The organism is Arthrobacter sp. 05T47 (assembly GCF_056395825.1).
Window position 1 is genome coordinate 118,443 of the sequence record NZ_JBFTKG010000011.1, and the last position, 26,295, is coordinate 144,737.

Genomic DNA, 26,295 nt, shown 5'->3' on the forward strand with positions numbered 1-26,295 from the left:
GGCGTCACCGCAGTTTGGCATTACCGCAGTTGGGCGTCACCGCAGTTGGGCGTCACCGCCGGTCGGTGTCACCGCAGTTCAGCACCAACGCAGTTTGGCATCACAGCGGCTGGGCCTCGAGGCACAGCGCTTACGCGCCGCGGCGAACGGATATCCGCCACGGCTCACTATGGAGGACGCAGTTTTGTCAGTTACGCATCTGGACTCAGTCGAGGGTACGCGGGGAGCCGAGGGCAGCCGCAAGCCCCCGCAGGACATTCCCGCGGAGCAGTCAGTCCTGGGCGGCATGATGCTGTCCAAGGACGCGATTGCCGACGTCGTCGAGATCCTGCGTGGCCAGGACTTCTACCGTCCGGCCCACGAAACCATCTACGAGGCGATCATCGACCTCTACGGCCGCGGCGAGCCCGCGGACGCCGTGACGGTCTCGGACGAGCTGACCAAGCGCGGCGAGATCAACCGGATCGGTGGCCCGGCCTATCTGCACGAGCTCATCCAGACCGTTCCCACCGCTGCAAACGCCGGCTACTACGCCGAAATCGTGGCCGAACGGGCCGTGCTCCGCAGGCTGGTCAACGCCGGCACCAAGATTGTCCAGCTCGGCTACGGACAGGACGGCGAGGTAGAAGACCTCGTCAACCAGGCCCAGGCCGAGGTCTACGCCGTCGCCGAACGCCGCACCGCCGAGGACTACGTGGTCCTCAAGGACGTCATGGAGTCCACGGTGGACGAGATCGAAGCCTCGGGGCACCGCGGCGAGGGCATGGTGGGCGTCCCCACCGGTTTCTACGAGCTCGATGAGCTGACCCATGGCCTGCACCCCGGCCAGATGATCGTCATCGCCGCCCGCCCGGCTGTCGGTAAATCCACGTTCGCCCTCGACTTCGCCCGTTCGGCCGCCATCAAGAACAACCTGGCCACAGTCATGTTTTCCCTCGAAATGGGCCGCAACGAGATCGCGATGCGCCTGCTGTCCGCCGAGGCGACCATCGGTCTCCAGGACCTCCGCAAGGGCACCATCAAGGACGAGCAGTGGTCCAAGATTGCCACCACCATGGGCCGCATGAACGATGCCCCGCTGTTCATCGATGACAGCCCCAACATGTCGCTCATGGAAATCCGGGCCAAGTGCCGGCGGCTCAAGCAGCAACATGACCTCAAGCTCGTGATCCTGGACTACCTGCAGCTCATGAGCTCGGGCAAGAAGGTCGAATCCCGCCAGCAGGAAGTCTCCGAGTTCTCCCGAGCCCTGAAGCTGCTCGCCAAGGAACTCCAGGTCCCCGTGATCGCGCTGTCGCAGCTGAACCGTGGCTCCGAGCAGCGCCAGGACAAGCGCCCCATGGTCTCGGACCTGCGCGAATCCGGCTCCATCGAGCAGGACGCCGACATGGTGATCCTGCTGCACCGCGAAGACGTCTACGACAAGGAGTCCCCGCGCGCCGGCGAGGCGGACATTCTGATCGCCAAGCACCGTAACGGTCCCACAAAGGACATTGTTGTGGCCTTCCAGGGCCACTACTCGCGGTTCGCCAACATGGCGGCCGACGCCGGCGGGGGCGGCGGCTTCTAGCCCGCCCTAACCCTCAGCCTGCCCTAGCCCTCGCCGGCCGCGAGCAGGTGGTTGGGCAGCCGGTTCCCTGGCGCCCGGCCGCGGATTTCCAGCAGTTCGCGGGCGTGGGCGTGGAGCCGCGTGTCCTCGGCGGAGACCGGCACCCACTGCGGAACCGGGACCGAGGTGCCGGCTTCGTCGCGGGCCACCATGACGGTCAGGCAGTAGGTGGTGAGGTTCAGTTCGCGCCCCTTGGGGTCCCCCGAGCGGACATGGACGGCGATGTGCATCCCCTTCGTGCCGGTGTAGACCAGGCGGGCCTCCACCTCCACGACGTCGCCGATCAGCAGCGGCCGGTAGAACCGCACGCCGCCGGAAAACACGGCCACGGTGTCCTTCCCGCAGTAGCGGGAGGCACAGACGTAGGCGGCCTCATCGATCCACTTCATCACGATGCCGCCGTGGACCTTGCCGCCCCAGTTCACGTCCGTCGGCGCCGCCATGAACCGCAGCACCACCTGCTCTGCAGTGCCGGCGTCGGTATATTCCTGGCCGCTCATGGCCTCCACGATGTCCTCGCGGACCTTGATCCGGGCCAGCGCGTTATCCCGCTGTTCGATTTCTTCGCCCGTCACCGGTTCAAACTGCGGCACCGGGATGGGCTTGCCGTCGGCGCCCACGGCCACGAAGATCACGATGCACTGGCTGCGCATGGTGGCAGGGCCGCCCTTCGGATCGCCCGAGGACACGACCGTGCGGATGTGCATCGAGGACCGTCCGGTATAGACGATGGTGGCCTCGACCTCCACCATGTCCCCGCTGTTGACAGGGTCCGCGAAGTGGATGTTCCCCACATAGGCCGTCACGCAGTAGGACTTGGACCAGCCGACGGCGGCGGCATAGGCCGCCTTGTCCACCCACTCGAGCACGGTGCCGGCGTCCACCGAGCCGCTGTGGCCGACATCGGTGGGGGCCGCCAGGAAGCGCAGGGTCACGGCATTGGGCGCATTCTCGCTCATGCTGTGAGTTTACTGAAGGGCCCGGCAGGTGCCGCGGACCGGCGACACAATCGCTGTCCGGGACGCCATAACCCGATGACATACGACGGCGGGCGGCCACCTTAAGGTGACCGCCCGCCGTAGCTGAATATATGCGTTGAAGAAGTGCGCTGAAGAAGTGTGCCTGGGGAAGCGGGGGGACTAGGCCAGGACGCCGAGCCTGGAGCTGGCGCGGCCGAACAGCACCTTGTCTACGGAGACCTTGCCCGCGCCGACGAGGGCCACGGCCAGGGCTGCGGCGGCCAGCAGCAGCACCAGTTCGTAGCCGCCGGTGGCGGCGAACACTCCGGCGGAGGCGTGGACCAGGAACAGGGCGCCCAGCATGTCCACGGCGAGCAGAACGGCGAACACGCGGGTCAGGACGCCCRGGATCAGGGCGATGCCGCCGGCCAGTTCCAGGGTCGCGACCACCGGTGCGGCAACCTGTGCCGCGGGGACACCCATCTGGGTGAACGCGGCCTGGGTGCCGGGAATGGTGAATTCGTAGAACTTCTGCCAGCCGTGGGCGGCGAAGAGGAATCCGGTGACGAGGCGCAGGATGGTGCGGGCCGAGGTGGTGAGGGCGGGCTGGTTCATGGGAAATACCGTTTCGTAAGAGGAGGCGCCGCGGCTGTGTTCCGCCGCGACTTCGGTTGCGTTCAGGATCAAGTCTTCCCGAGTTTTAGTTGAAATGTCAACTAATATGGAAATGTATGACGCCGGGAGTGCCGCTAGGGTGGATCCGTGCCCGCCTTGTCCCCGACCTCCGCCACCCTGCCGGCCGCCGCGAGCCGGAACCGGGAAATCCTGCGCCTTGCCGTCCCCGCTTTCGGCGCCCTGATCGCCGAACCGCTGTTCCTGCTGGCCGATTCGGCGATCGTCGGCCACCTCGGCGTGGCGCAGCTCGCCGGCGTCGGGCTGGCCTCCGCGGTGCTGCATACGGTGGTGGGCCTCATGGTCTTCCTCGCCTACTCCACCACCCCGGCCGTGGCGCGCGCGATCGGCAACGGCCAACTGCCCAAGGCCCTCGCGGCCGGCCGCGACGGCGTCTGGCTGGCCCTGCTGCTCGGAATCGTCCTCGCCGTGGCGGGCTTCCTGTCCGCCGGGCCGCTCCTGGAATTGATGGGCGCCCGCGGCGAAGTGCTGGCGTTCGCGGTGGACTACCTGCGCGCCTCGATGCCCGGACTCGTCGCGATGCTGCTGATCTTCGCGGGCACCGGAGTGCTGCGCGGGCTGCAGGACACCCGGACCCCGTTGATCGTCGCCGCCGCCGGGTTCACCCTGAACATCGCGCTGAACTTCCTCCTGGTCTACGGGCTCCAGCTCTCAGTCGCCGGCTCGGCGATCGGCACCAGCATCGCACAATGGGCCATGGCGGCCGTCTACGTGCTGATCGTCCGGCGCAATGCCCGCCACCACGGGGTGCCCCTGCGGCCGGACTGGCACGGCATCCGGGCCCTGACCCGGGTGGGCTCCTGGCTGATGCTGCGCACGCTCAGCCTGCGCATCGCGATCCTCGCCACCGTCGTGGTGGTCACCGCGCAGGGTCCGGTCAACCTCGCGGCGCACCAGCTGGCCATGACCATCTTCACATTCTTCGCCTTCGCCCTGGACGCCCTCGCGATTGCGGCCCAGGCGCTGATCGGCAAAGAACTTGGCGCGGCCCGGCCCGCGGCGGCCCGCGCGCTGACCCGCACCATGACCCGGTGGGGGATCGGCTTCGGCGTCCTGACCGGGATCCTCCTCGCGGTGGCGGCGCCGTGGGCGGGCGCACTCTTCACCTCCGACGCCGACGTCCGGGCGGCGCTGACGCTCGCCCTGTGGGTGCTCGCCGCCGGGCAGCCCCTCGCCGGATACGTCTTTGTCCTCGACGGCGTCCTCATCGGGGCGGGCGACGCCCGCTATCTGGCGATCGCCGGCGTCGTCAATCTCGCGGCCTACCTGCCGCTGCTGCTGGCAGTGCGGAATCCCGGCGCCGGTACCGGCGCGGGCCTGCTCTGGCTGTGGGCGGCCTTCTCCCTGGGCTACATGGCGGCACGCGCGCTGACGCTGGGCCTCCGGGCCAGGACGGAGAAATGGATGGTCCTCGGCGCGCGCTGAGCCGGAAAGGCCCCCGGGTGCCGGCAGATGCCGCCCGCCCCGGCGCGCGCCGGGGCGGCTTCGCACTAAACTGGACGGGTGACTCTTCCCGCAGCGCCTGACGCGACCCCTGCCATCCGCGCCGCGGCCGACCTATGGAAGCCCGTCCTTGTCCGGGCCGCCGTTGCGCTCGTGTTCGGCGCCGTAACCGTGTTCTGGGCCGCACCGCCCGAGGCGGGCATGGGCTGGGCCGGCGGCCTCTACCTGCTGGCCACCGGTGTGGTCATCATCTGGACCGTGCCCAAGACCGGGTACTCCCCGCGGGAAGGTGCCGGCCGGATCCTCTCCGCCGGCGGGGCAGCCCTGGCGGGCGCGGGAGCGGCCGTGGCCCTGATTCCCGCCTCCCTCATCTTTGGAACAATCGCCGCGTTGGGCCTGGGCGTGGCCGGCGCTGCTGAGCTGTTCGCCGGCATCCTCGGCCGCGGCCGGTCCGTGCTGGCCCGCGACTGGATCACCTCCGGCGTCATCGGACTGGGCACTGCGATCGCGCTGCCGTTCTTCATCGGCCTGGGCCCGCACGCCCTCCTCGGCGTTGCGGGCGGCGGAGCCATCATCAGCGGCGTCCTCTGGATGCTGTCCGGCTTGACCCTGCGGCACGATGCTCGGGGCGATTCCGCAAAGGCCGTAAACTAGTACCGACAGGTTCTACCCGGCGTAGAACAATTGCGGTAACAAGACAGCCACGCCTCCCCGCGCGGGCTGCAGGAGGAAATCACCTTGGCACAGCAGAAACCCGGAGCGCCCCGCAGCCTGCGGACCTCGGTCAAGGGACCGCTCATGTTCTCCGCGTTCTGGGCCGTGGTGGTGTTCTTCGGCGTCCTGATCTTCGCCTCGGGCGGCAGCGCCCGCTCGCCCCGCTTCGACCTGGCACTCATCGGCGCCGGGATCGCCTTCATAGTGATCCTGGTGGTGGCGGCCATGCTCGCGATGAGCCACAAGGACAACCCCGCGGACCTGGGGAAGGGCTCGGGCGTCAACCTCAGTTCCAAGCGGACGCCCTCCGGCCGCGGCGGGCAGTCCCGTCCCGAGGCGGGCCCCGCCGATACCCGCGACGGCGGCCCGCAGGCCTAAGCCCGCAGCCTTGACTTCCCAGCCCTAACCCCGCGGTCCTGATCATGAAAAGAATGGCCCGCGGCCGCTGTCAGGACGCGGCTTTCCGGGCCCGGTACGCGGCCACGTGGGCGCGGTTGGCGCAGTTTCCCGTGTCGCAGTAGCGCTTCGAGCGGTTCCGGCTCAGATCCAGTACGACGGCGTCGCAGTCGTCCGCCGCGCACACCAGCAGACGGTCCATTTCCTTGCTGCGGATCACATCGACGATCGCCATGGCCGCCTCCGTGCTCATCCGGTCGGCCAGGGGGGCCTCCGGCGTCGTGGCGTGCAGGTGCCAGTCCCAGGGATCATGCTTGACCAGATGGGGCAGCGCCCGGGCCTCCCGTAGCAGGCGGTTCACGGTCTCCGCGGCCGTGGCCTCGTCCGCCAGCCAGAGCTCGGCGAGCTCGTTGCGCAGGTGCCGCACGCTGGCCAGCTCCGCCTCGTCCCGGGTCCGGGAGCCGGTGAACCCCTCGGCCTCCAGGAAGTCGTCCAGGTCCTTGCCGGTGGCCAGATGTTCCTCACCGTTGGCGGCGGTGTTTATGAGGTTGACCACAGAACGCAGGGCAACTTCCGTGTCAGGGGCAAAAACCATCTTGACTCCTTACCTCGCCGGGGCGTAACGTCATGACCATAACCCTACTTTACTCCTGACAGGAGAATGCCCGTGTCTGCCCCCCAGCGCTCCGCCGCCGCCCCGGTACGAGACCTTGCCGCCCAGCGGGCTGCCTCCGAACCGGCCGGCGTCACGCGGGACCGCCAGCAGGGCACCAAACAGGACACCCCGCAGCCTGCCGGCCGGGCCGGCGCCTCGTCCGGATTCATGGCCTCGGGCCTGGGCGTCGCCTTGTTTTCCTCCGCGGTGTTCGGGCTCTCCGGATCTTTCGCCAAGGCTCTTCTGGAAACGGGCTGGACACCCGGAGCGGCGGTCACGGCCCGGCTCACCGGCGCGGCGCTGATTCTGGCCGTCCCCGCCGTTTTCGCCCTGCGCGGGCGCTGGCACCAGCTCCGCGACAACTGGCTGACCGTGCTGCTGTTCGGATTCATCGGCGTCGCCGCCTGCCAGCTGTTCTACTTCAACGCCGTGTCCCGGCTCTCGGTCGGCGTCGCCTTGCTGCTGGAGTATCTCGCACCGGTGCTCATTGTGCTCTGGCTGTGGGCCGCCAGCCGGAAACGGCCCCGGCCGCTGACCATCGCGGGAACCCTCCTGTCCCTCGGCGGGCTGGTCCTGGTCCTGGACCTCACGGGAGCCGTGAAGATCGACGTCATCGGCGTGCTGTGGGGGATCGCAGCAGCCGTCTGCCTCGCGATCTACTTCTTCATCACCGCCAAGGAAAACGACACGCTCCCGCCCATTGTCCTGGCCTCGGGCGGGCTCATGGTGGGTGCGGTTGTCATGTGGCTGACCGCGGCAACCGGGCTGCTGCCGATGGCCTTCAGCACCGCCGACACCCGCCTGGGACCCTGGGTCACCCCGTGGTGGGTGGCGCTGGGCGGCCTCGTGGTCCTGGCCACTGTGGTGGCGTACGTGTCCGGAATTGTCGCCGCGCGGGCGCTCGGTTCGAAAGTGGCGTCCTTTGTCTCGCTCACCGAAGTGCTGTTCGCCGTGATCTGGGCGTGGCTGCTGCTCGGCGAACTGCCCGGACCCATCCAGCTCCTGGGCGGGCTGCTGATCGTCGGCGGCGTGGTGCTGGTCCGGCTGGACGAGCTCCGGGCCCCGGCGGGCACCAGTGCGGCGGCGCTGGACCACGCGAACGACTGCGAGCCGGTGCCCTAAGCCACGCATTGCGGCACCCGGCAGGCCTTGCCCGCCGGGTGCCGCTTTTTGCTCCCGGGACCCTCGTTCCCGGACGCGAAGGCACTTACCATGGGGATATGTGCCGAAATATCCGGACCCTCCACAATTTTGAGCCGCACGCGACCACCGCCGAGGTGGAGGCCGCCGCGCTGCAATATGTCCGCAAGATCAGTGGCAGCACCAAGCCGTCCAAGGCCAATGAAGAGGCCTTCAACCGGGCTGTGCATGAGATCGCGCACGCGACGCAGCACCTGCTCGACGCCCTGGTGACCCACGCTCCGGCCAGGGACCGCGATGAGGAAGCCGCCAAGGCCAAAGCCAGGGCTGCCGTCCGCTTCGGGGCGGCTTGAGGCCGCGGCCTGACGGCGCGACCTGATTGGACGGCCCGACGGCGCGGCCTACGAAGGCCGGACCCCTGTGCGCCGGCCTACCTGCCGAAGCTGCGCAGCCTCAGCGAGTTGGCCACCACCAGCACCGAGCTCGCGGCCATGGCTGCCCCGGCGATCATCGGGTTCAGGAGCCCCAGGGCCGCCACGGGAATGCCCACGGCGTTGTAGAAGAAGGCCCAGAAGAGGTTGGCCTTGATGGTGGACAGCGTTCGGCGCGAAAGTTCGATTGCCTGCGCCACGTGCCCCAGATCGTTGCCCATGACCGTCAGGTCCGCCGCTTCAATGGCAACATCCGCCCCGGAGCCCATGGCCACCCCCAAGTCCGCCTGGGCCAGCGCCGCGGCGTCGTTGACCCCGTCGCCGGCCACCGCCACGGTGGCGCCCGCGGCCTGCAGCCTCTTCACGGCCTCGACTTTGCCTTCGGGCAGCACGCCGGCAAACACGTCCTCCGGAGGGATTCCGACGGCGGCAGCGACCTGGGCGGCCACCGCGGCGTTGTCCCCGGTCAGCAGGAGGGGCCTCAGCCCCAGCTGGCGGAGCCGGTCCACCGCGGCCCGGGAGCCGGGTTTGAGGGTGTCGCGCAGCCGGATGATTCCGGCGGGTTCGCCGTCCACGGCGACCCAGATGGCCGTGGCGCCGGAGTCTTCGGCGGCGGCGAACGCCTCCTGCTGTGCCGGGGACGGCGTGATGCCGTTGTCCAGCAGCCAGCCGGTGCGCCCCGCGGCGACCAGCCGGCCCTCCACGGTGCCCAGGACCCCGCCGCCGGGCGCGGACCGGAAGCCGGCGACGGCGGCCGGGCCGGCGCCGTCGTGCCCCGGCTCCACGGCCAGTGCCGCGGCCGCGATGGCGCGGGCGATCGGGTGCTCGGAGGCGTGTTCCACCGCTCCGGCAAGGCGCAGGACTTCGGCTTCGGTGTGCGTTCCGAAGCCCTCGATACCCTCCACGGCAAGGCGGCCGGTGGTGACGGTGCCGGTCTTGTCCAGCAGGATGGTATCCACGGTCCGGGTGTCCTCGAGGACCTGCGGGCCCTTGATGAGGATGCCCAGCTGGGCGCCGCGGCCGGTTCCCGCCAGCAGGCCCACCGGCGTGGCCAGTCCCAGGGCGCAGGGGCAGGCGATGACCAGGACCGCTACCGCGGCGGTGAAGGCGGCGCGGACCCCGTCGGGGCCACCGGCGGGCGCGGCGGCGAGCAGCCAGGCTCCGAAGGTGAGGGCCGCGATCACCAGGACGACGGGGACGAAGACCGCGCTGATGCGGTCCGCGAGCCGGGCGATGGGTGCCTTCCCGGTCTGCGCCGCGGATACAAGCCGTCCCATCTGGGCCAGGGTGGTTTCAGACCCGACGCGGGTGGCGCGGACCAGGAGGCGGCCGGAGGTGTTGATGGTGGCCCCGGTGACCTGGCTGCCCGGGCCGACTTCCACCGGCACCGATTCTCCGGTCACCAGGGAGGCGTCCACGGCCGAGGAGCCGTCCAGGACCACGCCGTCCGTGCCGATCTTCTCGCCCGGGCGGACCACGAGCACGTCTCCGACCATCAGCTGCCCGGCGGGGATCTTCTCCTCGCGGCCCTCACGCAGCACGGTGGCATCCTTGGCGCCGAGGCTGAGCAGGGCCCGGAGGGCGTCGCCGGCCTTCAGTTTGGCCGTGGCCTCCAGGTAGCGGCCCAGCAGCAGGAAGGTGGTGACCACGGAGGCGACCTCGAAGTAGAGGCCGCCGGAGCCCATGCCCTCCGCTGCCGGGTGTGCGGTCATGCCCGGGTCGGCAAGGAGCTGGCCGACGGAGAACGCATAGGCGGAAATCACGCCGATGGAAACCAGTGTGTCCATGGTCGAGGCCAGGTGCCGGGCGTTGATGGCCGCGGCCCGGTGAAACGGCCACGCCGCCCAGGCGACCACCGGGAGGGCGAGGGCGGCGGCCACCCAGCCCCAGTCCGGGAACCGCAACGCCGGGATCATCGAGATCGCGAACACCGGGACGGTGAGCACAGCCGCCACGATGAGCCGCGGGCGGAGTTTGGCGGCTGCGTTCGACGCCGGGTGGTCCCCAGCCGCGGCGCCAGCTTCGAGACCAGCTTCGATACCAGCTGTGGGACCAGCGTCGAGACCGCTGCCGGCGCGTTCTGTGGGCTCCGCCATCATGCCCGGGAACCTGGAGGGCCTGACGGTGGCCTTGTAACCCGCGGCCGCAACCGTGGCGGTGATTTGCTCGTCGGAAATATCCGCCGGGACCGTGACACGGGCGGACTCCAGGGGCAGGTTGACGCTGGCTTCGACGCCGCCGAGCTTTCCGAGCTTGCGCTCGACCCGGTTGACGCAGGAGGCACAGGTCATGCCCTCGATATCGAGGTCAATGACGCGGCTTCCGGCTTGGTCCAACAACTGCTCCCTGCTCACGGCGCCTTCCTGATTCTGTTGGATTCCCTGGCTGTGCCGGCCGTTGCCGGGAGCGGCGGTCAGGCCTCGCTGGCGACCACGAGGTAGCCGGCCTCTGCGACGGCCTCGCCGATCTCGGAGTTCGAGAGTGATTCGCTGGAGGTGATCGTGACGGTGGAGATGCCGCCGGCGTTGAGGTCGACGTCGACCTTTTCGACGCCGGAGAGCGCCTCGAGTTCTTCGCTGACGGAGGACACGCAGTGGCCGCAGGTCATGCCTGAAACGTTGACGGTAGTGGAAACGGTGGCCATGGCGTGCTCCTTGTCGCTGGGCGGGGGATGGACTCCCGGCCCGGTGGTGTAGTGGGTGGTGCAGGTCCTAGCGCAGGAGGCGCCCGATGGCATCGGTGGCTTCCTTGACTTTGAAATCGATGGCCTCAGCCCGCAGCTCCGGATCCGGCTCGGCGGCGGCGCCGACAACGCAGTGGCCGATGTGCTCCTCGACGAGCCCCAGGCTCACGGCATGCAGGGCCTTGTTGACGGCGGCAACCTGGGTGAGGATGTCGATGCAGTACTTGTCCTCGTCAACCATCCGGGCGATGCCGCGGACCTGCCCTTCGATTCGCTTGAGCCGGCGCAGGTAGGCGTCTTTGTTGGAGGTGTAGCCGTGCTGCTCCTGGGGTGCTGAATCCAAGGTCGCTGAATCCAAGGGTGCTGTATCCAAGGTCGCTGAATCCGACGGCGGAACTTCTGACTCGCTCATGCCCCCAACCTATACCCCCTAGGGGTATGTTTCAAGGTCCGGGGAGGAGCCGGCGCAAAAGCCGGGGCGATGCGCACGTTAAAGAGCTCCGGAGTGCGTTATTGGGGGATACGCACTCCGGAGCAGCTTTGGGGTAGGCGGCTCATCCGGCCTACACATCGAGCTTACTCGGCGGTAGTGGGATAACGCCAGCGCTCCGAATAAGTACTTTCGCTTTATTTTCTTCCCGCCGGAACGGCCGCCGGGACCACCAGGATCGGACGCTCCTGATGGTGGCTCAACCACGCCGCCACGGAGCCGTTGAGGGCCGCGGAAATGCGGTGGCCCATGCCGCGCTCGGGGGTACCCACCACGATCATGCGCGCGTTGACGTCCGCGGACAGCCTGCCGATCGCCCGCGCGGGATCCCCGGCCAGGGTCCGCAGGCTCCACTCGATTCCCAGGTCTGCGCAGCCTGCCTCGAGGGTGGAACGCAACTCCTGGGTGGTCTCCCGGATCCGGGCGTTGTCCGCGTCCGGGTGCAGCGACAAGCGGTGCGCGGACCGCGCCGGGTCCCATTCCACGAGGTAGCTTGCCTCGTCCACGTACGCGAAGATCAGGGGCGCGGCGAGGCTCTTGGCAAGGAATGCCGCCGTCTGCAGCACCTCGGGATGCTGCCCCGGTACCACGCCCACCACAAGGGGCGCCGGGCTGTTGCCGGAGTTCTCAGACATACTTCATTCTGGCGCCGGGGCACTGCCCTGAACAGGGGCTTACTTCCCGTTCCCGCAGCCCGGGACGGCGCAGGCGCGCCCCTTGAACACCCCGGGGCCGGGGCCTACGGTTGAAGAAACAGGATGGAGGAGGCCCCCGTGGAGATCTACATGTGGTGGTTGGATCTGGATTTGGCGAGCAAGGAATGGCTCCGGGAGAATCTCCGGACCATCGAACTGCCGGAGGCCGTGCTGCGCGGTATCGCCGACGCCGGCGGGCCCAGTCCCGCGGAATCGTCCGCCGAAGTCGCCGTGCTCTTGACGACGGCGGATTGGGACTTCATCGAGACGCAGTCGGAGTTCGTCGACTGACACCGGTGCGCCGGCGCCGGTGGCGCCGGCATAAAACCATTGCGGCCTTCGGGCCTGGATGGTTGCATGGGTGGCATGGCTACTGCTGCAGAGAGTTATGTCCTGGCGATCGGGACCAAAAAAGGCCTTTGGCTGGCCACCAGCCCGGACCGGAAGGACTGGTTCCTGTCCGGGCCGCACTTCCTCATGAACGAGGTGCCCAGCATCGGCATCGACACCCGCGATGGCAGGACCCGGATCCTGGTGGGGGTCCGCTCCGAGCATTGGGGTCCCACGGTTTTCCACTCCGATGACCTGGGCGGAACCTGGAGCGAGCCCGAAAACGGCGCCATCACGTTCCCCGACGGCACGGACGCCGCCCTGGAACGGATCTGGCAGATCCACCCCGACGCCGAGTCCCGCCCGGGCGTCGTGTGGGCAGGCTGCGAGCCGATCTCCGTCTGGAAATCGACCGACGGCGGCGAGCACTTCGAGCTTAACCGCGGCCTCTGGGACCATCCGCACCGCAGCGAATGGGGTGCAGGCTACGGCGGTGCCGCGGCGCACTCGATTGTCGTGGACCCCACGGGCGAGAAGGTCCACGTGGCCATGAGCACGGGAGGGGTCTACCGCTCGCTCGACGGCGGCGCCTCCTGGGAGCCGCGCAACAAGGGGATCTCCGCCTACTTCATGCCGGATCCCAACCCGGAATTCGGCCAGTGCGTCCACAAGATCGCGGCCGACGCCGCCGACGACGGACGCCTGTACGCGCAAAACCACCACGGCGTCTACCGCAGCGACGACGGCGGCGAGTCATGGGTATCAATCGCCGAAGGGCTGCCGGCGGACTTCGGCTTTGTGATGCTGACGCATCCGCGCCGGTCCGGCACGGCCTGGGTGATCCCGCTGAAGGCAGACGGTGAGCGAATTCCGCCGGACGGCAAGTTGGCCGTGCACCGGACGGATGACGCCGGCGCCAGCTGGAAGCGGCTCGACGCCGGGCTCCCCGGGGCCGAATACAACGTTGTGCTGCGCGATGCTGCCAGCGTCGACCAAGCCGAGCCCACGGGTGTCTACTTCGGGACGCGGGGCGGGAGTGTCTACGCCAGCGCTGACGAGGGGGAACACTTCGCCGAAATCGCCTCGCACCTTCCGGACGTGCTGTGCGTTCGCGCGGCCGTGGTTTCCGCGGCCCTCGTACCGGCGCAACCGTGACGGGATGAACAAGCGCATGGACGGCGAGGGCAATAACGGCGGCACGGCCAACGGCGAATCCGTGCCTGCCGGGTCCGCGATCAGTGTGGTCCTGCCCAGCGTTCTCCAGCCGCTGGCCGGCGGGCAGTCCATCCTGACTGCGCCCGCGGAGGCTGCGGTGACGGTGGAGTGGTTGCTGGATACCGTGACCGGGGACTACCCCGCGCTGTCGCGGCGGTTGCGGGACGAGACCGGAACAGTTCGCCGCTACGTGAATATATACGTCAACGGGAATGAGATCCGGCGGCTGCAGGGCCTGGTGACTGCCGTGGCCCCGGGCCAGGAAGTCCTCATCATCCAGTCAGTGGCGGGAGGCTGAGCCTCAGGCAACCCGCCAGACGGTGCATTCGTCCGTGTTGATGGCCTTGCGCATGCCGGTATGGCGGTCCATGATCCAGACGACGCCGATTCCGGGGGCCGTTTCCTGGACGCGGCCGCGGCGGATCACGACGTCGTCGTAGTTAGGGCCCACGCTGAGGCGGGCCTCGATCTCATCGCCGCGGTGCAGCTGGTCGAGGGCACGGATACGGGTCACATGGGCTTTGGCTTCCTTCAACATGGCGGGGGCCTCCTGGACTGGAGCTGGTGCCTGCTCTTGCCGGCACTTCCAGTGTCCTGCGCCAATGTTGCGTCGGCGTTTCAGCACGGTAAGGGGCGGGTTAGTTTTCGACGGCGCCGCGGTTACCCGCCCTGCCTTGACCCCTGGCGCGCGAGGAATCCCCGCCCCCGGGGCTGGCGGTACCGGGTCCGCGGCGCAAGAATGGGCGCTATGCGACTGCCGTTGATGCCTCCCATTGCGCCCATGCTGGCCAAAGCACTCCCCGCCCTGCCGGCGACGGACGCCGGAACGGGCTGGCTGTTCGAGCCGAAATGGGACGGCTTCCGCTCGATCATCTTCCGTGACGGGGACGAGGTGGAGATCGGCAGCCGCAACGGCAAACCGATGACGCGCTACTTCCCCGAGCTCGTCGAGGCGCTGAAAGCAGAGCTGCCGGAGCGCTGCGTGGTGGACGGCGAGATCATCCTGGTGGCGGCCTCCGGGGACCGGCTCGACTTCGATGCGCTGCAGCAGCGCATCCATCCGGCGGCAAGCCGCGTGAAGCTGCTCGCGCAGCAGACCCCGGCGCGGTTCGTGGCCTTCGACCTGCTGGCCCTGGGGGATGAGGACCTGACGGGCAAACCCTTTGCCGAGCGCCGGAGTGAACTCGAACGCGCCCTGGCGGCAAGCGCGGCCCCCGTCCACGTCACGGCCGCCACGCCAGACCGGGACACGGCGCAGCGCTGGTTCCGGCAGTTCGAGGGCGCCGGACTCGACGGCATTGTGGCCAAGACGCTGGAGGGCACGTACCAGCCGGACAAGCGCGCCATGGTCAAGGTCAAGCACGAGCGCACCGCCGATTGCGTGCTCGCCGGCTACCGGGTGCACACGTCGGGCCCTGAACGGATCGGTTCGTTGCTGCTGGGGCTCTACGACGACGCGGGGGTGCTGGCAAGTGTCGGGGTGGTGGGCGCCTTCCCGATGGCGCGGCGCCAGGGGTTGTTTGCCGAGCTGCAGGAGCTGGTCACCGGGTTCGAGGACCACCCCTGGGCCTGGGCCCGGCAGGAGGACGGTGCGCGGACGCCGCGGAACGCCGAGGGGAGCCGGTGGAGCGGCAGCAAGGACCTGTCCTTCACCCCGCTCCGGCCCGAGCGCGTGGTGGAAGTGAAGTACGACCACATGGAGGGCGAGCGGTTCCGCCACACCGCGCAGTTCGTCCGCTGGCGTCCGGACCGGGAACCCCGCTCCTGCACTTACGGCCAGCTGGAGGAGCCGGTGAAGTTCGATCTCGCCGCGGTGCTCGGCGCCACTCCCTGACGCCCGGGCGGCGGCGAGACCCAAAGCGCCGGCAACCCCAAAAACAGGCGGCGGCCCGCCCCAGAAGGGACGGGCCGCCGTCGTACGGTGCGGAACTGCCGGCTGCGCCGGGCGGGAAACTAGTGCTGGCCGAGCTCCCGGGTGGGGACCTTGAAGGTTTCCTTGGCTGTCAGGGCCGCAACCGTGGCAATCAGGCAGATGATGCCGGTGAAGATGCTGATCTGGACCCAGCCGCCGGGCTGGATGCCGCCCATGGCCGCAACGATCGCCGGGGCGAACCCGGCCATCAGGAAGCCCAGCTGGGTGCCGATCGCGAGGCCGGAGAAGCGGACGTTGGTGCTGAACATTTCGGCGTAGAAGGAGGGCCAGACCGCGTTGGCTGCAGCGTAGCCGAAGGAGAAGAACCCGACTGCCGCGAGGAACATCAGGGGGACGCTGCCGGATTCGAGGCTCAGCAGGAATACCGGGGTCAGGACCGCACTGGACAGTGCGCCGTAGATGAAGACCGGCTTGCGGCCGATCTTGTCCGCGAGCATGCCGAAGAGCGGCTGGGTGCCCAGGGCCATGAAGTTGGCGCCCACCACGAGCCAGAGCGTGGTGGTGCCGTCCACGCCGGCGACGTTCTTGGCGTAGCTGATGGCGAGTGTGCCGAAAACGGTGGACACGGCGGCGATGAAGGCGCAGGCGATGACGCGGAGGACATCGCGCCAGTGGTCCTTGAGGAGGTCGGCAACCGGGAGCTTGGAGATCTGCGCGGTCTTCCTGGCTTCCTCGAACGCCGGCGGCTCATGCAGGGTGCGGCGGATGAAGAACGCGATCAGCACAACCACGGCGCTGAGCCAGAACGGGATGCGCCAGCCGATGGTGTACTTGATCTCGTCGGGCAGGGCCAGGACGGGGATGAAGACGAGGGCGGCGAGGATCTGGCCGCCCTGGGTTCCGGTCAGGGTCCAGGAGGTGAAGAAGGAGCGGCGGCCGTCCGGGGCGTGCTCGAGCGTCATGGACGACGCGCCGGCCTGCTCGCCGGCTGCGGACAGGCCCTGGCAAAGCCGGGCCAGCACCAGCAGCGCCGGAGCCCACCAGCCGACCGTCTTGAAGTCCGGAAGGCAGCCGATAACGAACGTGGAGGCTCCCATCAGCAGCAGCGTGAACATCAGGACCTTTCGGCGGCCCACCCGGTCCCCGAAGTGGCCAAGGACGACGGCGCCGACCGGACGGGCCACGTAGGCGAAGCCGAAGGTAGCGAAGGACATGATGGCCGCGTTGGTGTCCGCATCAGGGAAGAACACGTGCGGGAAGATCAGTGCCGCTGCGGAACCGAAGATGAAGAAGTCGTAATACTCGACGGCGCTGCCCAGGAAGCTGGCAAGGGCCGCCTTCTTCGGCGTCCCTCCTGTGACGGTACCCGGCGTCGTGGACGGGACTGTGTGGCTCATGGTGTTCCTTTGGTGTGACGACGTTGTCGCGGATGGATCAGGAAGGTCTCGGCTGCCACTGGTTTAAGTGTGGTGCAACCGGAGGTCCGTGGAAAGACCCGGACTAGTAGCCACATGGTGGAAGCTACTTGTGCGATGTAGCAATCATGACTGTGAGCGCAGTCACTTGTCAAGAAAAATAATCACCATCTAGAAATAGCTCTCACTATGTGGGAACATCGATACATGAGTGTGAATCAAGCCACAGATACGGCCGCCGTTTCCGGATCCCTCGAGCAGGCCGCCGCCGAGCCGGAAGCCGCTGCAAAACCGGCCAAAGCCGCCAAGGACGACTCGCGGACGGACATGGTGGGCAAGGCCCTGGGTCTGCTGGTCCTCCTGGGCGATGAACCGCGGGGCGCCAGTGCCGCGGAGATCTCGCGGCGGGCCGCGCTGCCGTTCAGCACCACGTACCGCCTGCTCGGCTCCCTGACCCGGGACGGCTTTGTGGACTATGAGCCGGACGGCCGCCGCTACCACCTGGGCCTGCGGGTCTTCCAGCTCGGCCAGCGGGTCTCCAACCACCACGGCTTCGCGGGCACGGCGCTGCCCATCCTGCGGCGCGTGACCGAGGAGTCGGGCGAAGCGACCATCCTCTCCGTCCGGGACGGCATCCATCACCTGACGGTGAACAAGGTGGACGGCCCGCAGACCTTCCGGGTCACGAGTGATCCCGGGCATCTCGGCGCCCTGCACACCACCTCGGTGGGCAAGGCGCTCGTGGCGTTCGCCGACGACGCCACGCGCGCGCAGCTCGTCGAGGAGCTGCCGCTCGAGCCGCTGACGGCGCTCTCGATCACGGACCGCGAGGCATTCCGGGCGGAAATCGAGCAGATCCGGCGCCAGGGCTACGCCACGATGGACGAGGAAAACGAGCTCGGCATGCGGGCCGTCGCCGTCCCGGTCTTCAACGACCAGGGGCACGCCTTCGCCTCCCTGGCCACGGCCGTCCCGGTGTTTCGGCTCAGCATGGAGGCCCTCGTGGCCCTCGTGCCGCTGCTTCAGGCGGCCGCCGCCGAGCTGTCGGCAAGGCTGCCCCAGCAGTGACGGGCGCTGCCGGCTGAAGCCGGCGCCGCTGTAACAAAAAGTTCGTGATTCGAACAACAGTGCAACATGTGAACAAAGTCTGTAATGTAATCCCTGTCACCGGCCCGCCGGAGACGCCGCAAGCGTCCCGAGCCCGCCGAGTGCCGCTGTCAAAGGAGCTAACCGGATGAGCAATCGAGCAGAGTCCTTCCTCGTAGGCCTCGTGGGAGACGGCGTCATGCCCTCCCTCACGCCCTACATGCATGAACGGGAAGGGGACGTCCAGGGCCTCCGGTACCTCTACCGCCCCATCGACCTGACCGAGCTCGGCCTGCCGGGCAAAGCCGTGGGGGAGCTGCTGGCCGGCGCCCGGAACCTGGGCTTCAACGGATTGAACATCACCCACCCCTGCAAGCAGCTCGTGCTCGACTACCTCGACGAGGTCTCCGCCGACGCCCGTCGCCTGGGCGCCGTCAACACCGTGGTTATCCGCGACGGCCGGTTCATCGGCCACAACACCGACTTTTCCGGCTTCGCGGCGGCGCTGGCCTCCGGACTCCCCGGCGCCACCCTGGACCGAGTGGTGCAGCTGGGGGCCGGCGGCGCCGGATCCGCCGTCGCCTACGCCCTGCTCACCGCCGGTGTCCGCCAGCTTGACCTCGTGGACACCGACCCGGCCCGCTGCGCTGACCGGGCGGCCGAACTCGCCGGATTCTTCCCGGACCAGACCGTTACCGCCCGGACGACGGCGGAGCTGCCGCGGCTCATGCCGCAGGCCGACGGCCTGGTGCACTGCACTCCAGTGGGTATGGCCGCCCATCCGGGTGTTCCACTGGACATGTCCCTCGTACAGTCCCGGCACTGGGTGGCCGACATCGTGTACCGGCCGATCGAAACCGAGTTGGTGCGTGAGGCCCGCGCCAAGGGCTGCGACGTGCTCGACGGCGGCCGGATGGCCGTGGGCCAGGCGGCGGACGCCTTCCGGATCTTCACCGGGCGCCAGGCCGACGCCGAGCGCATGCGCTCCCACTTCCTGGAACTGGTCGCCGCGGAAGAAGTGTCCGCCTGATGCGCACCGGAATCGCCACCGTCTGCCTCGCCGGGACCCTGCGGGAAAAAATGCAGGCCTGCGCCGTGGCCGGCTTCGACGGGATCGAAATCTTCGAACAGGACCTCGTGACGTCCCCGCTAAGCCCGGAGGACGTCCGGAAACTTGCCGCCGACCTTGGCCTCACGCTGGACCTCTACCAGCCGTTTCGCGACTTCGACAGCGTTCCCGAGGACTTGCTCGCCGCCAACCTTCGCCGCGCGGACGCCAAGTTCCGGCTCATGTCCCGGCTGGGCATGGACACCATGCTGCTGTGCTCCAACGTCGGCACGGCCACGATCGACGACGACGAGCTCCGGGCCGCCCAGCTCTCCCGGCTCGCGGAGCTCGCGGGCGACCACGGCGTCAAGGTCGCCTACGAGGCCCTGGCTTGGGGCAAGTACGTCAACGACTACGAGCACGCCCACCGGCTCGTGGAGCTCGTGGACCACCCCAACCTGGGCACCTGCCTGGACTCCTTCCACATCCTCTCCCGCGACTGGGACACCGCGCCGATCGAGGCCTTCAACCCGGAGAAGATCTTCTTCGTCCAGGTGGCCGACGCCCCCAAGCTGTCCATGGACGTGCTGTCCTGGAGCCGGCACTACCGGGTGTTCCCCGGCGAGGGCCAGTTCGAACTCGCCAAGTTCATGGGCCACGTGGTCCGCGCCGGCTACACCGGCCCGGTATCGCTGGAGGTGTTCAACGATGTCTTCCGCCAGTCCGACGTCGAACGCACCGCCGTCGACGCGATGCGGTCGCTGATCTGGCTCGAAGAACAGAGCGCCGCCTGGCTTGAGGCAAACCCTGTCCCCGCCGCAGGCGGGGTGGCAGGGCCGGCGGCAGGCGCCCCGGGCCGCCGCCGCTATCCCATGGAACTCGCCACGCTTCCCCGGGTGGCCGAGCCCGCCGGCTTCAACTTCGCCGAAGTCAGGGCAACGGACACGGCCGCGCTCGAGACCCTGCTGGGCCAGCTCGGCTTCGCCTCCAACGGCCGGCATCGGACCAAGAACGTGCAATTGTGGACCATGGGCCACGCCCGCGTTGTCATCAACGAAGAGCCGTCCGCCGGAACGGCGGCAGCGCCGCCAGCGATCTCCGCGTTGGGCTTCGACGTCGATTCCCCCGTGATCGCCGCCGCCCGCGCCCAGCAGCTCAAGGCCCCGGCCGTGCCGCGCAAGAGCCAGGCCAACGAGGAGATATTCCAGGGGTTCGCTGCCCCCGACTCCACCGAGATCTTCCTGTGCCAGGGCAACCCCGATGGCACCGCGGCGTGGACCCGGGAATTCGGCGACGGCCTGGAGGCCCCCGCAGCCGGCGGTGACGGTGCCGTGATCGACCACGTGAACCTGGCCCAGCCGTGGCAGCACTTTGACGAGGCCGTGCTGTTCTACACCAGCGCCCTCGCGCTGGAACCGCAGCCGTATGCCGAGGTGGCCAGCCCCACCGGGCTGGTCCGGTCGCAGGTGATGCTGACGCAGGACCGGGGCGTCCGCCTGGTGCTGAACCTGGCGCCGCTGCTGCAGCAGGAAGCCCCCGCCGGAACGTCCGGAACGGACACACCAGGAACGGGCCAGCGCCGCACCTACCAGGAACACGTGGCATTCGCAGTGGGCGACCTCGTGGCGACGGCCCGGTCCGCCCGGGACCGCGGACTGGATTTCCTGCAGATCCCCGCGAACTACTACGAGGACCTCGATGCCCGGTTCGCGCTGGACCCGGAATTCCTGGCGACGCTCCGCGAGCTCAACCTGCTTTACGACCGCGACGCCGACGGCGAATTCCTGCATTTCTACACCGCCACCGTGGGCAGCGTGTTCTTCGAAATGGTGGAACGCCGCGGCAGCTACGACGGCTACGGCGCTCCGAACGCCCCCGTGCGGCACGCCGTCCAATACGACCATGTCCACGAACTGACCCGCCGTTCCTGATCCCCACCCGAACAACAATCACACCATCGAAAGGAGGCTGCTGTGCCTGAAGAAATCAACCTCGAGATATTCAATGCCGACCCCATCACCGAGGACGTGTCCGACGAAGCCACGGAGGCCGCACCAAAGACGTACGCGCCGCTCGATGCCGCAGCGGAGTCCCAGGCGGACCTCAGCGCCGAGATGAAGGCGATCGGCGAGGCCTACGCGCGGGCCCTTAAAGACGGAGCCCCGGCCGAGGTCCAGCCGCGGCTCGACTACGCGCCCTACCGCAGCAGCGTCCTGCGCCATCCGACGAAGAGCCTGCACCACGCAGATCCGGAAACGATCGAGCTGTACTCGCCCGCGTTCGGGCACATGGACGTCCATTCGCTCGAATCCGACCTCACCATCGCGCACAACGGCGAGCCGCTGGGCGAACGCATCGTGGTCTCCGGCCGCGTGCTCGACGGCGACGGCCGCCCCGTCGCCGGCCAGCTCGTCGAAATCTGGCAGGCAAACTCCGCCGGCCGCTACATCCACAAGCGCGACCAGCACCCGGCGCCGACCGACCCCAACTTCACCGGCGTCGGCCGCTGCATCACGGCGGCCGATGGCAGCTACAGCTTCACCACCATCAAACCCGGCGCTTACCCGTGGAAGAACCACCTGAACGCCTGGCGGCCGGCCCACATCCATTTCTCTTTGTTCGGCTCCGAATTCACCCAGCGGATCATCACCCAGATGTACTTCCCCGGTGACCAGCTGTTCCCGCTGGATCCGATCTACCAGTCGATCGTGGACCAGGACGCCCGCGACCGCCTCGTGGCCACCTACAACCACGAGCAGACCAAACCGGAATGGGCCATGGCCTACAACTGGGACATCGTCCTGACCGGATCCAAGCGGACCTGGACCGAAAACGAGGCCCTGGGCGCAGGAGGCGACGAGGATGAATAGGAGCGCCATGAGTAACCCCAGCAAACTGGCCCCCACCCCCGGGCAGACGGTCGGGCCGTTCTTCGGCTACGCCCTGCCCTACGCCAAGGACCGCGAGCTCCTGCCGCCCGGTTCCCCGGGATCCATCCGGCTCCAGGGCACCGTGTACGACGGCGCAGGCCACCCGATCCCTGACGCAATCCTGGAGATCTGGCAGGCGGACGCGGACGGCAAGGTCCCGCAGCGTACCGGCTCCCTGGTCCGCGACGGCTACACCTTCACCGGCTTCGGCCGCTCAGCCGTGGGGAACACCGGCACCTTCACGTTCACCACCCTCAACCCTGGCCCCACCGAACCCGGGGTGGCACCGTTCATCGCCGTGGCTGTGTTTGCCCGCGGCCTCATGAACCGCCTGTTCACCAGGGTCTACCTGCCCGAGGACGAGGCCGCCCTGGCCCAGGACCGGCTGCTCAGCTCGCTGGAACCGGACCGGCGCCGGACGCTGATCGCGCGCAGGGATCCCGACGGCGGCCTGAGCTGGGACATCCGCCTGCAGGGCGAGGGCGAAACCGTGTTCCTGGATTTCAGCGACGCCGCGGGCGCCTCAAAGTGACGTCCTTCGAGACCGACGGCGACGTTGGCCTGCTGAGTCCGGTGTCGGCGTCGCCCCGCGTGGCAGCGCTGACCGGTGACTGCGCCGTGCTCGCGGCCATGCTCACCGTCGAGGCCGCCTGGGCTGCGGTCCTGGAGGATGCCGGGCTCGTCCCGGCCGGATCCGCCGCGGTGGTGGCCGCCGCCGCGGACGTGCAGCGCTACGACGTCGCGGACCTCGCCGTCCGCGCCCAGGGCGGCGGCAACCCCGTCATCCCGCTGCTCGCGGACCTCCGGGAACAGGTCAGGGACCTGGACGCTGCCGGAATTGGCGCGGTCCAGGCTGTCCACACGTCGCTGACCAGCCAGGACGTGCTCGATTCGGCCCTGATGCTGCTGGCTGCAGGGGCCGTGCGAGAGCTCCTCGCCGAGCTCAGGGCGGCCACGTCCGCTCTCGCCGGCCTTGCCGAGGCCCATGCGCATACGCTGTGCGTGGCCCGCAGCCTGACCCAGCACTCGCTGCCCTACAGCTTCGGGCTGCGGGCGGCGCAGTGGTTCGGCGGCCTGGCCGCCGCGGCGCGCCGGCTCGAAGCCCTCGAACTGCCCGTGCAGACCGGAGGCGCCGCCGGGACTCTCGCCGCCGGGACGCTGTTGACCGCCGGTGGGTGGACCGCCGGAGCCGGGCTGACCCCTTTGGACCTCGCGGACCGGCTCGCCGCCCGCCTGGGCCTCGCCACCGTTCCGGCGCCCTGGCACACCAACCGGCTGGCCGTGACCTCCCTCGGTGACGCCCTGGCGGCCGTGACGGACGCCGCCGGCAAGATGGCCGCGGATGTCCTGTTCCTGAGCCGGCCGGAAGTGGCGGAGCTCGCGGAACCGCGCGCCGCGGGGCGGGGCGTGTCCTCGGCCATGCCGCAGAAGCAGAATCCCGTGCTGTCCGTGCTGATCCGCAGCGCGGCCCTGCAGTCCCCGGCCCTGGCCGCACAGCTGCACCTCGCGGCGGCCAATTTCAACGACGAACGCCCCGACGGCGCATGGCACAGCGAATGGTCGGCCCTGCGCCAGCTGCTGCGCCTGGCCCTCGGCGCCGCGGACCAGCTCCGCGAACTGGCCGAGGGGCTGCAGGTCTTCCCGGCGGCGATGCGCCGCAACCTGGACCTCGCCGGTCCGCTGCTGCTCTCCGAAGCCGTCAACGCGGCCGTCGCGCCGCTTTTGGACGTGCCTCCGCTTTTGGACGCAAACAGCGCCGAGGCGGAGCCGGGCAGGACCGGGAAGCAGCGTCTGCAGGCCGTCGTGGACGCAACGCTCCAGGCCCCGGCCGCGGAACRGGCGGCCACTTACCGGGCACTGCTCCGCGCGGCCGTCCCGGAAGACCTGCTCACCGACACCCGGCTGGAGGAGCTTCTGGACCCGGCCAACTACCTGGGCCAGGCCGCTGACATCTCGCGCCGCATCCTTGCGGCGTATCCGGAATACACCGCCGGCCCGGCCTCACCGGAAGATTCCTCACCGGAAGATGCCTCACCGGAAGATGACCGCGCCACCGCCCACCAACTCCAGAATGGAGCCTCCCGTGGCTAGACCCACCGTCAAAGCAGTCCTGCTCTCGCCCCAGCGCCCGCTGGGCGAGAAGCCCCTCCTCATCGTTGGCCCCTCGCTCGGAACATCCTCCCTCGTGTGGAGCCAGGCCGGCGCCGCGCTGGGCGACGTCGTCGACGTCGTCGCCTGGGACCTGCCCGGGCACGGCGTCTCACCGGCGGCCCAGGAGATCTTCACGGTCGCTGACCTCGCCGACGCAGTGATCGCCCTGGTCGATTCGATCGCCCCCGGTGCGCGTTTCCACTACGCCGGGGTGTCCCTCGGCGGCGCCACCGGCCTGCAGCTTGGCATCAAACACGGCGACCGGCTCAAGAGCCTGTCCGTGCAGTGCTCCGGCGCGAAGATCGGCACCCCCGAGGGCTGGCTGGAGCGCGCCGAAACCGTGCGCACCCAGGGAACCCCCGTCATGATCCAGGGCTCCGCGCAGCGCTGGTTCGCCCCGGGATTCATGGACAGCCAGCCGGAGCTCAGCAGCCGGCTCCTGCACACCCTCCGGGACGCCGACCGCTTCAGCTACGCCTTCTGCTGCGAGGCCCTGGCCGGCTTCGACGTGCGGGACCAGCTGGGCACCATCCGCGTCCCCACCCAGGTTGTCGCCGGCGTCCTGGACGCGGTGGCGCCGCCGTCGATGGCCCAGGAGGTGGCCGCCGGCATCACCTCCGGCGGCGGTACGGCCACGGCCGTCAGCCTGGAGGGAGTGGCACACCTGGCACCGTTTGAGGCGCCGGGCCACATCGCCGAACTGCTGAAGGGCCTCATCACCTGGACCGAGTCGCAGGGAGCGGGCGCATGACCGGCCCAGAACGGAATGGTGTAGTCCAGCCCGGCGCGACCAGCCAGGAAATCTACGACGGCGGCATGAAGGTCCGCCGCGAGGTCCTGGGCGCCGCGCACGTGGACCGCGCCAACGCCAACAAGGATTCCTTCACCGAGGACTTCCAGGACATGATCACCCGGATCGCTTGGGGCGGGATCTGGACCCGGCCCGGGATCAGCCGCCAGATGCGCTCGGCCGTCACCATAACCGCCATGGTGGCCCACGGGCACTGGGAAGAACTGGCCATGCACATCCGCGCCGCCATCACCAACGGCCTGAGCCGGGACGAGATCAAGGAAATCCTGCTCCAGACCGCCATCTACTGCGGGGTACCCTCCGCCAACACCGCCTTCAAGACCGCCCAGCAGGTGTTCCATTCCATGGACGAGACAGAAATGGATACAAACGCATGAACCAGGCCTTTATCTACGACGCCGTGAGGACGCCTTTCGGCAAGTTCGGGTCCGGCCTGGCCGCCGTCCGCCCGGACGATCTCGCCGCCCACGTGATCCGCGAGATCGTCAAGCGGGCACCCAAGCTCGACGTCGAACGGATCGACGAGGTGGTGTTCGGCAACGCCAACGGCGCCGGCGAGGAGAACCGGAACATCGCCCGGATGGGCACCCTGCTGGCCGGGCTGCCGGTCTCGATCCCGGGCACCACGGTCAACCGGCTCTGCGGCTCCTCCCTGGACGCGGCGATGATCGGCTCCCGGCAGATCAGCACCGGCGACGCGGAGCTGATGCTGATCGGCGGCGCCGAGTCCATGTCCCGGGCTCCCTGGGTGCTACCCAAGATCGAGAAGCCCTACCCGGCCGGGGACATGACCCTGGCCTCCACCACTCTGGGCTGGCGCCTGGTGAACCCGGCCATGCCCAAGGACTGGACTATCTCCCTGGGCGAGGCCACTGAACGGCTCGCGGAGAAATACGGCGTGGCCCGCGAGGCGCAGGACGAATTCGCCGCGAACTCCCACAACCTCGCCGCAGCGGCCTGGGACGAGGGCTTCTACGACACCCTCGTGGCCCCGGTCCCGGGCACGGACCTGGTCCGCGACGAGGGCATCCGGCCCGGGTCCTCGGCGGAGAAGCTCGCCGGGCTCAAGACGGTGTTCCGCACCGAAAACGGCACCGTCACGGCAGGGAACGCCTCCCCGCTCTCCGACGGCGCCTCCGCGGCCTGGCTGGGATCCGAGGCCGCCGCCGGGCTGCTCGGCCTGGACCCGCTGGCCCGCATCGCCGGCCGCGGCGCGCACGCCAACGACCCCCAGTACTTCGGCTACGCCCCGGTGGAGGCCGCCAACAAGGCCCTCGCGAAGGCCGGGATCGGCTGGRACCAAGTGGGCGCCGTCGAACTGAACGAGGCCTTCGCCGCGCAGTCCCTGGCCTGCATCAACGCCTGGGCCATCGACCCGGGAATCGTGAACCGGCACGGCGGCGCGATCGCCATGGGCCACCCGCTCGGCGCCTCCGGCGGCCGGATCCTGGGCACCCTGGCCCGGAGCCTGCAGGCCTCCGGCGAACGCTGGGGCGTCGCCGCGATCTGCATCGGCGTCGGCCAGGGC

28 protein-coding genes are annotated in these 26,295 nt (G+C 69.0%); 19 read left to right on the top strand and 9 right to left on the bottom strand.

The window, feature by feature from the left end:
* The first annotated feature begins 184 nt into the window (after nucleotides 1-184).
* Nucleotides 185-1,570, top strand: a complete 1,386-nt coding sequence (gene dnaB / locus AC1DEY_RS10495; RefSeq protein WP_390201354.1) for a replicative DNA helicase — start codon at nucleotides 185-187, stop codon at nucleotides 1,568-1,570.
* A 23-nt stretch (nucleotides 1,571-1,593) separates the two neighbouring features.
* Here dnaB and AC1DEY_RS10500 read toward each other — a convergent pair whose 3' ends face one another.
* Complete coding sequence (locus AC1DEY_RS10500; RefSeq protein WP_476867875.1) at nucleotides 1,594-2,568, bottom strand: acyl-CoA thioesterase; 975 nt, start codon at nucleotides 2,566-2,568, stop codon at nucleotides 1,594-1,596.
* Between the two features lie 180 nt (nucleotides 2,569-2,748).
* Complete coding sequence (locus tag AC1DEY_RS10505) at nucleotides 2,749-3,183, bottom strand: DoxX family protein (protein WP_476867876.1); 435 nt, start codon at nucleotides 3,181-3,183, stop codon at nucleotides 2,749-2,751.
* Between the two features lie 147 nt (nucleotides 3,184-3,330).
* Between AC1DEY_RS10505 and AC1DEY_RS10510 the strand changes: the two genes are divergently transcribed.
* From AC1DEY_RS10510 to AC1DEY_RS10520, 3 genes are all read left to right on the top strand, one after another.
* Nucleotides 3,331-4,686, top strand: a complete 1,356-nt coding sequence (locus AC1DEY_RS10510; RefSeq protein ID WP_476867877.1) for an MATE family efflux transporter — start codon at nucleotides 3,331-3,333, stop codon at nucleotides 4,684-4,686.
* Between the two features lie 78 nt (nucleotides 4,687-4,764).
* Nucleotides 4,765-5,358 carry a hypothetical protein gene (locus tag AC1DEY_RS10515; RefSeq protein WP_476867878.1) on the top strand — a complete coding sequence of 198 codons (594 nt, stop codon included), beginning with the start codon at nucleotides 4,765-4,767 and terminating at the stop codon, nucleotides 5,356-5,358.
* 84 nt (nucleotides 5,359-5,442) lie between these two features.
* On the top strand, nucleotides 5,443-5,796 hold the full coding sequence (locus AC1DEY_RS10520) for a hypothetical protein (RefSeq protein ID WP_476867879.1): 354 nt from the start codon (nucleotides 5,443-5,445) through the stop codon (nucleotides 5,794-5,796).
* Between the two features lie 70 nt (nucleotides 5,797-5,866).
* Here the strand turns inward: AC1DEY_RS10520 and AC1DEY_RS10525 are convergent, their stop codons facing one another.
* Nucleotides 5,867-6,409, bottom strand: coding sequence for a CGNR zinc finger domain-containing protein (locus AC1DEY_RS10525; protein WP_476867880.1), 543 nt, complete (start codon nucleotides 6,407-6,409; stop codon nucleotides 5,867-5,869).
* Between the two features lie 228 nt (nucleotides 6,410-6,637).
* Here AC1DEY_RS10525 and AC1DEY_RS10530 point away from each other — a divergent pair, with 228 nt between their 5' ends.
* Nucleotides 6,638-7,591 (top strand): EamA family transporter, encoded by a 954-nt coding sequence (locus AC1DEY_RS10530; RefSeq protein WP_476867906.1) that lies wholly within the window; start codon nucleotides 6,638-6,640, stop codon nucleotides 7,589-7,591.
* A gap of 98 nt (nucleotides 7,592-7,689) precedes the next feature.
* Complete coding sequence (locus AC1DEY_RS10535; protein ID WP_441409210.1) at nucleotides 7,690-7,962, top strand: DUF2277 domain-containing protein; 273 nt, start codon at nucleotides 7,690-7,692, stop codon at nucleotides 7,960-7,962.
* Between the two features lie 77 nt (nucleotides 7,963-8,039).
* Here the strand turns inward: AC1DEY_RS10535 and AC1DEY_RS10540 are convergent, their stop codons facing one another.
* The 4 genes from AC1DEY_RS10540 to AC1DEY_RS10555 all read right to left on the bottom strand — a co-directional run bounded on the left by AC1DEY_RS10540 (nucleotide 8,040) and on the right by AC1DEY_RS10555 (nucleotide 11,848).
* The gene (locus AC1DEY_RS10540; RefSeq protein WP_476867881.1) at nucleotides 8,040-10,394 is read right to left on the bottom strand and encodes a heavy metal translocating P-type ATPase; all 2,355 of its coding nucleotides are present in this window, start codon (nucleotides 10,392-10,394) and stop codon (nucleotides 8,040-8,042) included.
* A 59-nt stretch (nucleotides 10,395-10,453) separates the two neighbouring features.
* Nucleotides 10,454-10,684 carry a heavy-metal-associated domain-containing protein gene (locus tag AC1DEY_RS10545; protein WP_441409212.1) on the bottom strand — a complete coding sequence of 77 codons (231 nt, stop codon included), beginning with the start codon at nucleotides 10,682-10,684 and terminating at the stop codon, nucleotides 10,454-10,456.
* 67 nt (nucleotides 10,685-10,751) lie between these two features.
* On the bottom strand, nucleotides 10,752-11,135 hold the full coding sequence (locus AC1DEY_RS10550) for a metal-sensitive transcriptional regulator (RefSeq protein WP_476867882.1): 384 nt from the start codon (nucleotides 11,133-11,135) through the stop codon (nucleotides 10,752-10,754).
* A gap of 215 nt (nucleotides 11,136-11,350) precedes the next feature.
* The gene (locus tag AC1DEY_RS10555; RefSeq protein WP_476867883.1) at nucleotides 11,351-11,848 is read right to left on the bottom strand and encodes a universal stress protein; all 498 of its coding nucleotides are present in this window, start codon (nucleotides 11,846-11,848) and stop codon (nucleotides 11,351-11,353) included.
* Between the two features lie 138 nt (nucleotides 11,849-11,986).
* Between AC1DEY_RS10555 and AC1DEY_RS10560 the strand changes: the two genes are divergently transcribed.
* The 3 genes from AC1DEY_RS10560 (at nucleotide 11,987) to AC1DEY_RS10570 (ending at nucleotide 13,751) form a co-directional block, all read left to right on the top strand.
* Nucleotides 11,987-12,199, top strand: coding sequence for a hypothetical protein (locus tag AC1DEY_RS10560; RefSeq protein WP_441409215.1), 213 nt, complete (start codon nucleotides 11,987-11,989; stop codon nucleotides 12,197-12,199).
* A 66-nt stretch (nucleotides 12,200-12,265) separates the two neighbouring features.
* On the top strand, nucleotides 12,266-13,393 hold the full coding sequence (locus tag AC1DEY_RS10565) for a WD40/YVTN/BNR-like repeat-containing protein (RefSeq protein WP_476867884.1): 1,128 nt from the start codon (nucleotides 12,266-12,268) through the stop codon (nucleotides 13,391-13,393).
* Between the two features lie 4 nt (nucleotides 13,394-13,397).
* The gene (locus tag AC1DEY_RS10570; protein ID WP_476867885.1) at nucleotides 13,398-13,751 is read left to right on the top strand and encodes a MoaD/ThiS family protein; all 354 of its coding nucleotides are present in this window, start codon (nucleotides 13,398-13,400) and stop codon (nucleotides 13,749-13,751) included.
* Nucleotides 13,752-13,754: 3 nt separating this feature from the next.
* Here the strand turns inward: AC1DEY_RS10570 and AC1DEY_RS10575 are convergent, their stop codons facing one another.
* Nucleotides 13,755-13,991 carry a hypothetical protein gene (locus AC1DEY_RS10575; RefSeq protein WP_476867886.1) on the bottom strand — a complete coding sequence of 79 codons (237 nt, stop codon included), beginning with the start codon at nucleotides 13,989-13,991 and terminating at the stop codon, nucleotides 13,755-13,757.
* A 210-nt stretch (nucleotides 13,992-14,201) separates the two neighbouring features.
* On the opposite strand from AC1DEY_RS10575, the gene AC1DEY_RS10580 reads away from it, so the two are divergent.
* Nucleotides 14,202-15,287, top strand: coding sequence for an ATP-dependent DNA ligase (locus tag AC1DEY_RS10580; protein ID WP_476867887.1), 1,086 nt, complete (start codon nucleotides 14,202-14,204; stop codon nucleotides 15,285-15,287).
* A gap of 119 nt (nucleotides 15,288-15,406) precedes the next feature.
* On the opposite strand, the gene AC1DEY_RS10585 is transcribed toward AC1DEY_RS10580, so the two are convergent.
* On the bottom strand, nucleotides 15,407-16,723 hold the full coding sequence (locus tag AC1DEY_RS10585) for an MFS transporter (protein ID WP_476867888.1): 1,317 nt from the start codon (nucleotides 16,721-16,723) through the stop codon (nucleotides 15,407-15,409).
* 225 nt (nucleotides 16,724-16,948) lie between these two features.
* On the opposite strand from AC1DEY_RS10585, the gene AC1DEY_RS10590 reads away from it, so the two are divergent.
* From AC1DEY_RS10590 to AC1DEY_RS10630, 9 genes are all read left to right on the top strand, one after another.
* A complete protein-coding gene (locus AC1DEY_RS10590) occupies nucleotides 16,949-17,809 on the top strand; it encodes an IclR family transcriptional regulator (protein WP_476867889.1) in 861 nt (286 codons plus the stop codon).
* Nucleotides 17,810-17,975: 166 nt separating this feature from the next.
* On the top strand, nucleotides 17,976-18,857 hold the full coding sequence (locus AC1DEY_RS10595; protein ID WP_476867890.1) for a shikimate dehydrogenase: 882 nt from the start codon (nucleotides 17,976-17,978) through the stop codon (nucleotides 18,855-18,857).
* Nucleotides 18,857-20,806: a bifunctional sugar phosphate isomerase/epimerase/4-hydroxyphenylpyruvate dioxygenase family protein gene (locus AC1DEY_RS10600; protein ID WP_476867891.1), complete on the top strand. Its 1,950-nt coding sequence runs from the start codon at nucleotides 18,857-18,859 to the stop codon at nucleotides 20,804-20,806. Before AC1DEY_RS10595 ends, AC1DEY_RS10600 begins: the two co-directional genes overlap by 1 nt.
* A 42-nt stretch (nucleotides 20,807-20,848) precedes the next feature.
* Nucleotides 20,849-21,745 (top strand): protocatechuate 3,4-dioxygenase subunit beta, encoded by an 897-nt coding sequence (gene pcaH / locus AC1DEY_RS10605; protein ID WP_476867892.1) that lies wholly within the window; start codon nucleotides 20,849-20,851, stop codon nucleotides 21,743-21,745.
* Between the two features lie 7 nt (nucleotides 21,746-21,752).
* The gene (pcaG, locus tag AC1DEY_RS10610; RefSeq protein WP_476867893.1) at nucleotides 21,753-22,337 is read left to right on the top strand and encodes a protocatechuate 3,4-dioxygenase subunit alpha; all 585 of its coding nucleotides are present in this window, start codon (nucleotides 21,753-21,755) and stop codon (nucleotides 22,335-22,337) included.
* Entirely contained in the window at nucleotides 22,334-23,896 is a 1,563-nt protein-coding gene (locus AC1DEY_RS10615) for a lyase family protein (protein WP_476867894.1), read from the top strand. Before pcaG ends, AC1DEY_RS10615 begins: the two co-directional genes overlap by 4 nt.
* A complete protein-coding gene (locus AC1DEY_RS10620; protein WP_476867895.1) occupies nucleotides 23,889-24,707 on the top strand; it encodes an alpha/beta fold hydrolase in 819 nt (272 codons plus the stop codon). Before AC1DEY_RS10615 ends, AC1DEY_RS10620 begins: the two co-directional genes overlap by 8 nt.
* Entirely contained in the window at nucleotides 24,704-25,144 is a 441-nt protein-coding gene (gene pcaC / locus AC1DEY_RS10625) for a 4-carboxymuconolactone decarboxylase (RefSeq protein WP_476867896.1), read from the top strand. The genes AC1DEY_RS10620 and pcaC overlap by 4 nt, the downstream gene beginning before the upstream one ends.
* On the top strand, nucleotides 25,141-26,295 hold a 1,155-nt coding region (locus AC1DEY_RS10630), incomplete at its 3' end, for a thiolase family protein (RefSeq protein WP_476867897.1). The genes pcaC and AC1DEY_RS10630, both read left to right, overlap by 4 nt.

Bases quoted from the DNA above. Each gene is read 5' to 3' on its own strand.
- AC1DEY_RS10565 (WP_476867884.1), top strand. From the start codon at position 12,266: ATGGGTGGCATGGCTACTGCTGCAGAGAGTTATGTCCTGGCGATCGGG.
- AC1DEY_RS10525 (WP_476867880.1), bottom strand. From the start codon at position 6,409: ATGGTTTTTGCCCCTGACACGGAAGTTGCCCTGCGTTCTGTGGTCAAC.
- pcaC (WP_476867896.1), top strand. From the start codon at position 24,704: ATGACCGGCCCAGAACGGAATGGTGTAGTCCAGCCCGGCGCGACCAGC.
- AC1DEY_RS10550 (WP_476867882.1), bottom strand. From the start codon at position 11,135: ATGAGCGAGTCAGAAGTTCCGCCGTCGGATTCAGCGACCTTGGATACA.
- AC1DEY_RS10500 (WP_476867875.1), bottom strand. From the start codon at position 2,568: ATGAGCGAGAATGCGCCCAATGCCGTGACCCTGCGCTTCCTGGCGGCC.
- AC1DEY_RS10570 (WP_476867885.1), top strand. From the start codon at position 13,398: ATGAACAAGCGCATGGACGGCGAGGGCAATAACGGCGGCACGGCCAAC.
- AC1DEY_RS10575 (WP_476867886.1), bottom strand. From the start codon at position 13,991: ATGTTGAAGGAAGCCAAAGCCCATGTGACCCGTATCCGTGCCCTCGAC.
- AC1DEY_RS10555 (WP_476867883.1), bottom strand. From the start codon at position 11,848: ATGTCTGAGAACTCCGGCAACAGCCCGGCGCCCCTTGTGGTGGGCGTG.
- AC1DEY_RS10535 (WP_441409210.1), top strand. From the start codon at position 7,690: ATGTGCCGAAATATCCGGACCCTCCACAATTTTGAGCCGCACGCGACC.
- AC1DEY_RS10595 (WP_476867890.1), top strand. From the start codon at position 17,976: ATGAGCAATCGAGCAGAGTCCTTCCTCGTAGGCCTCGTGGGAGACGGC.
- AC1DEY_RS10545 (WP_441409212.1), bottom strand. From the start codon at position 10,684: ATGGCCACCGTTTCCACTACCGTCAACGTTTCAGGCATGACCTGCGGC.
- AC1DEY_RS10530 (WP_476867906.1), top strand. From the start codon at position 6,638: ATGGCCTCGGGCCTGGGCGTCGCCTTGTTTTCCTCCGCGGTGTTCGGG.
- AC1DEY_RS10590 (WP_476867889.1), top strand. From the start codon at position 16,949: ATGAGTGTGAATCAAGCCACAGATACGGCCGCCGTTTCCGGATCCCTC.
- AC1DEY_RS10600 (WP_476867891.1), top strand. From the start codon at position 18,857: ATGCGCACCGGAATCGCCACCGTCTGCCTCGCCGGGACCCTGCGGGAA.
- pcaG (WP_476867893.1), top strand. From the start codon at position 21,753: ATGAGTAACCCCAGCAAACTGGCCCCCACCCCCGGGCAGACGGTCGGG.
- AC1DEY_RS10580 (WP_476867887.1), top strand. From the start codon at position 14,202: ATGCGACTGCCGTTGATGCCTCCCATTGCGCCCATGCTGGCCAAAGCA.
- AC1DEY_RS10585 (WP_476867888.1), bottom strand. From the start codon at position 16,723: ATGAGCCACACAGTCCCGTCCACGACGCCGGGTACCGTCACAGGAGGG.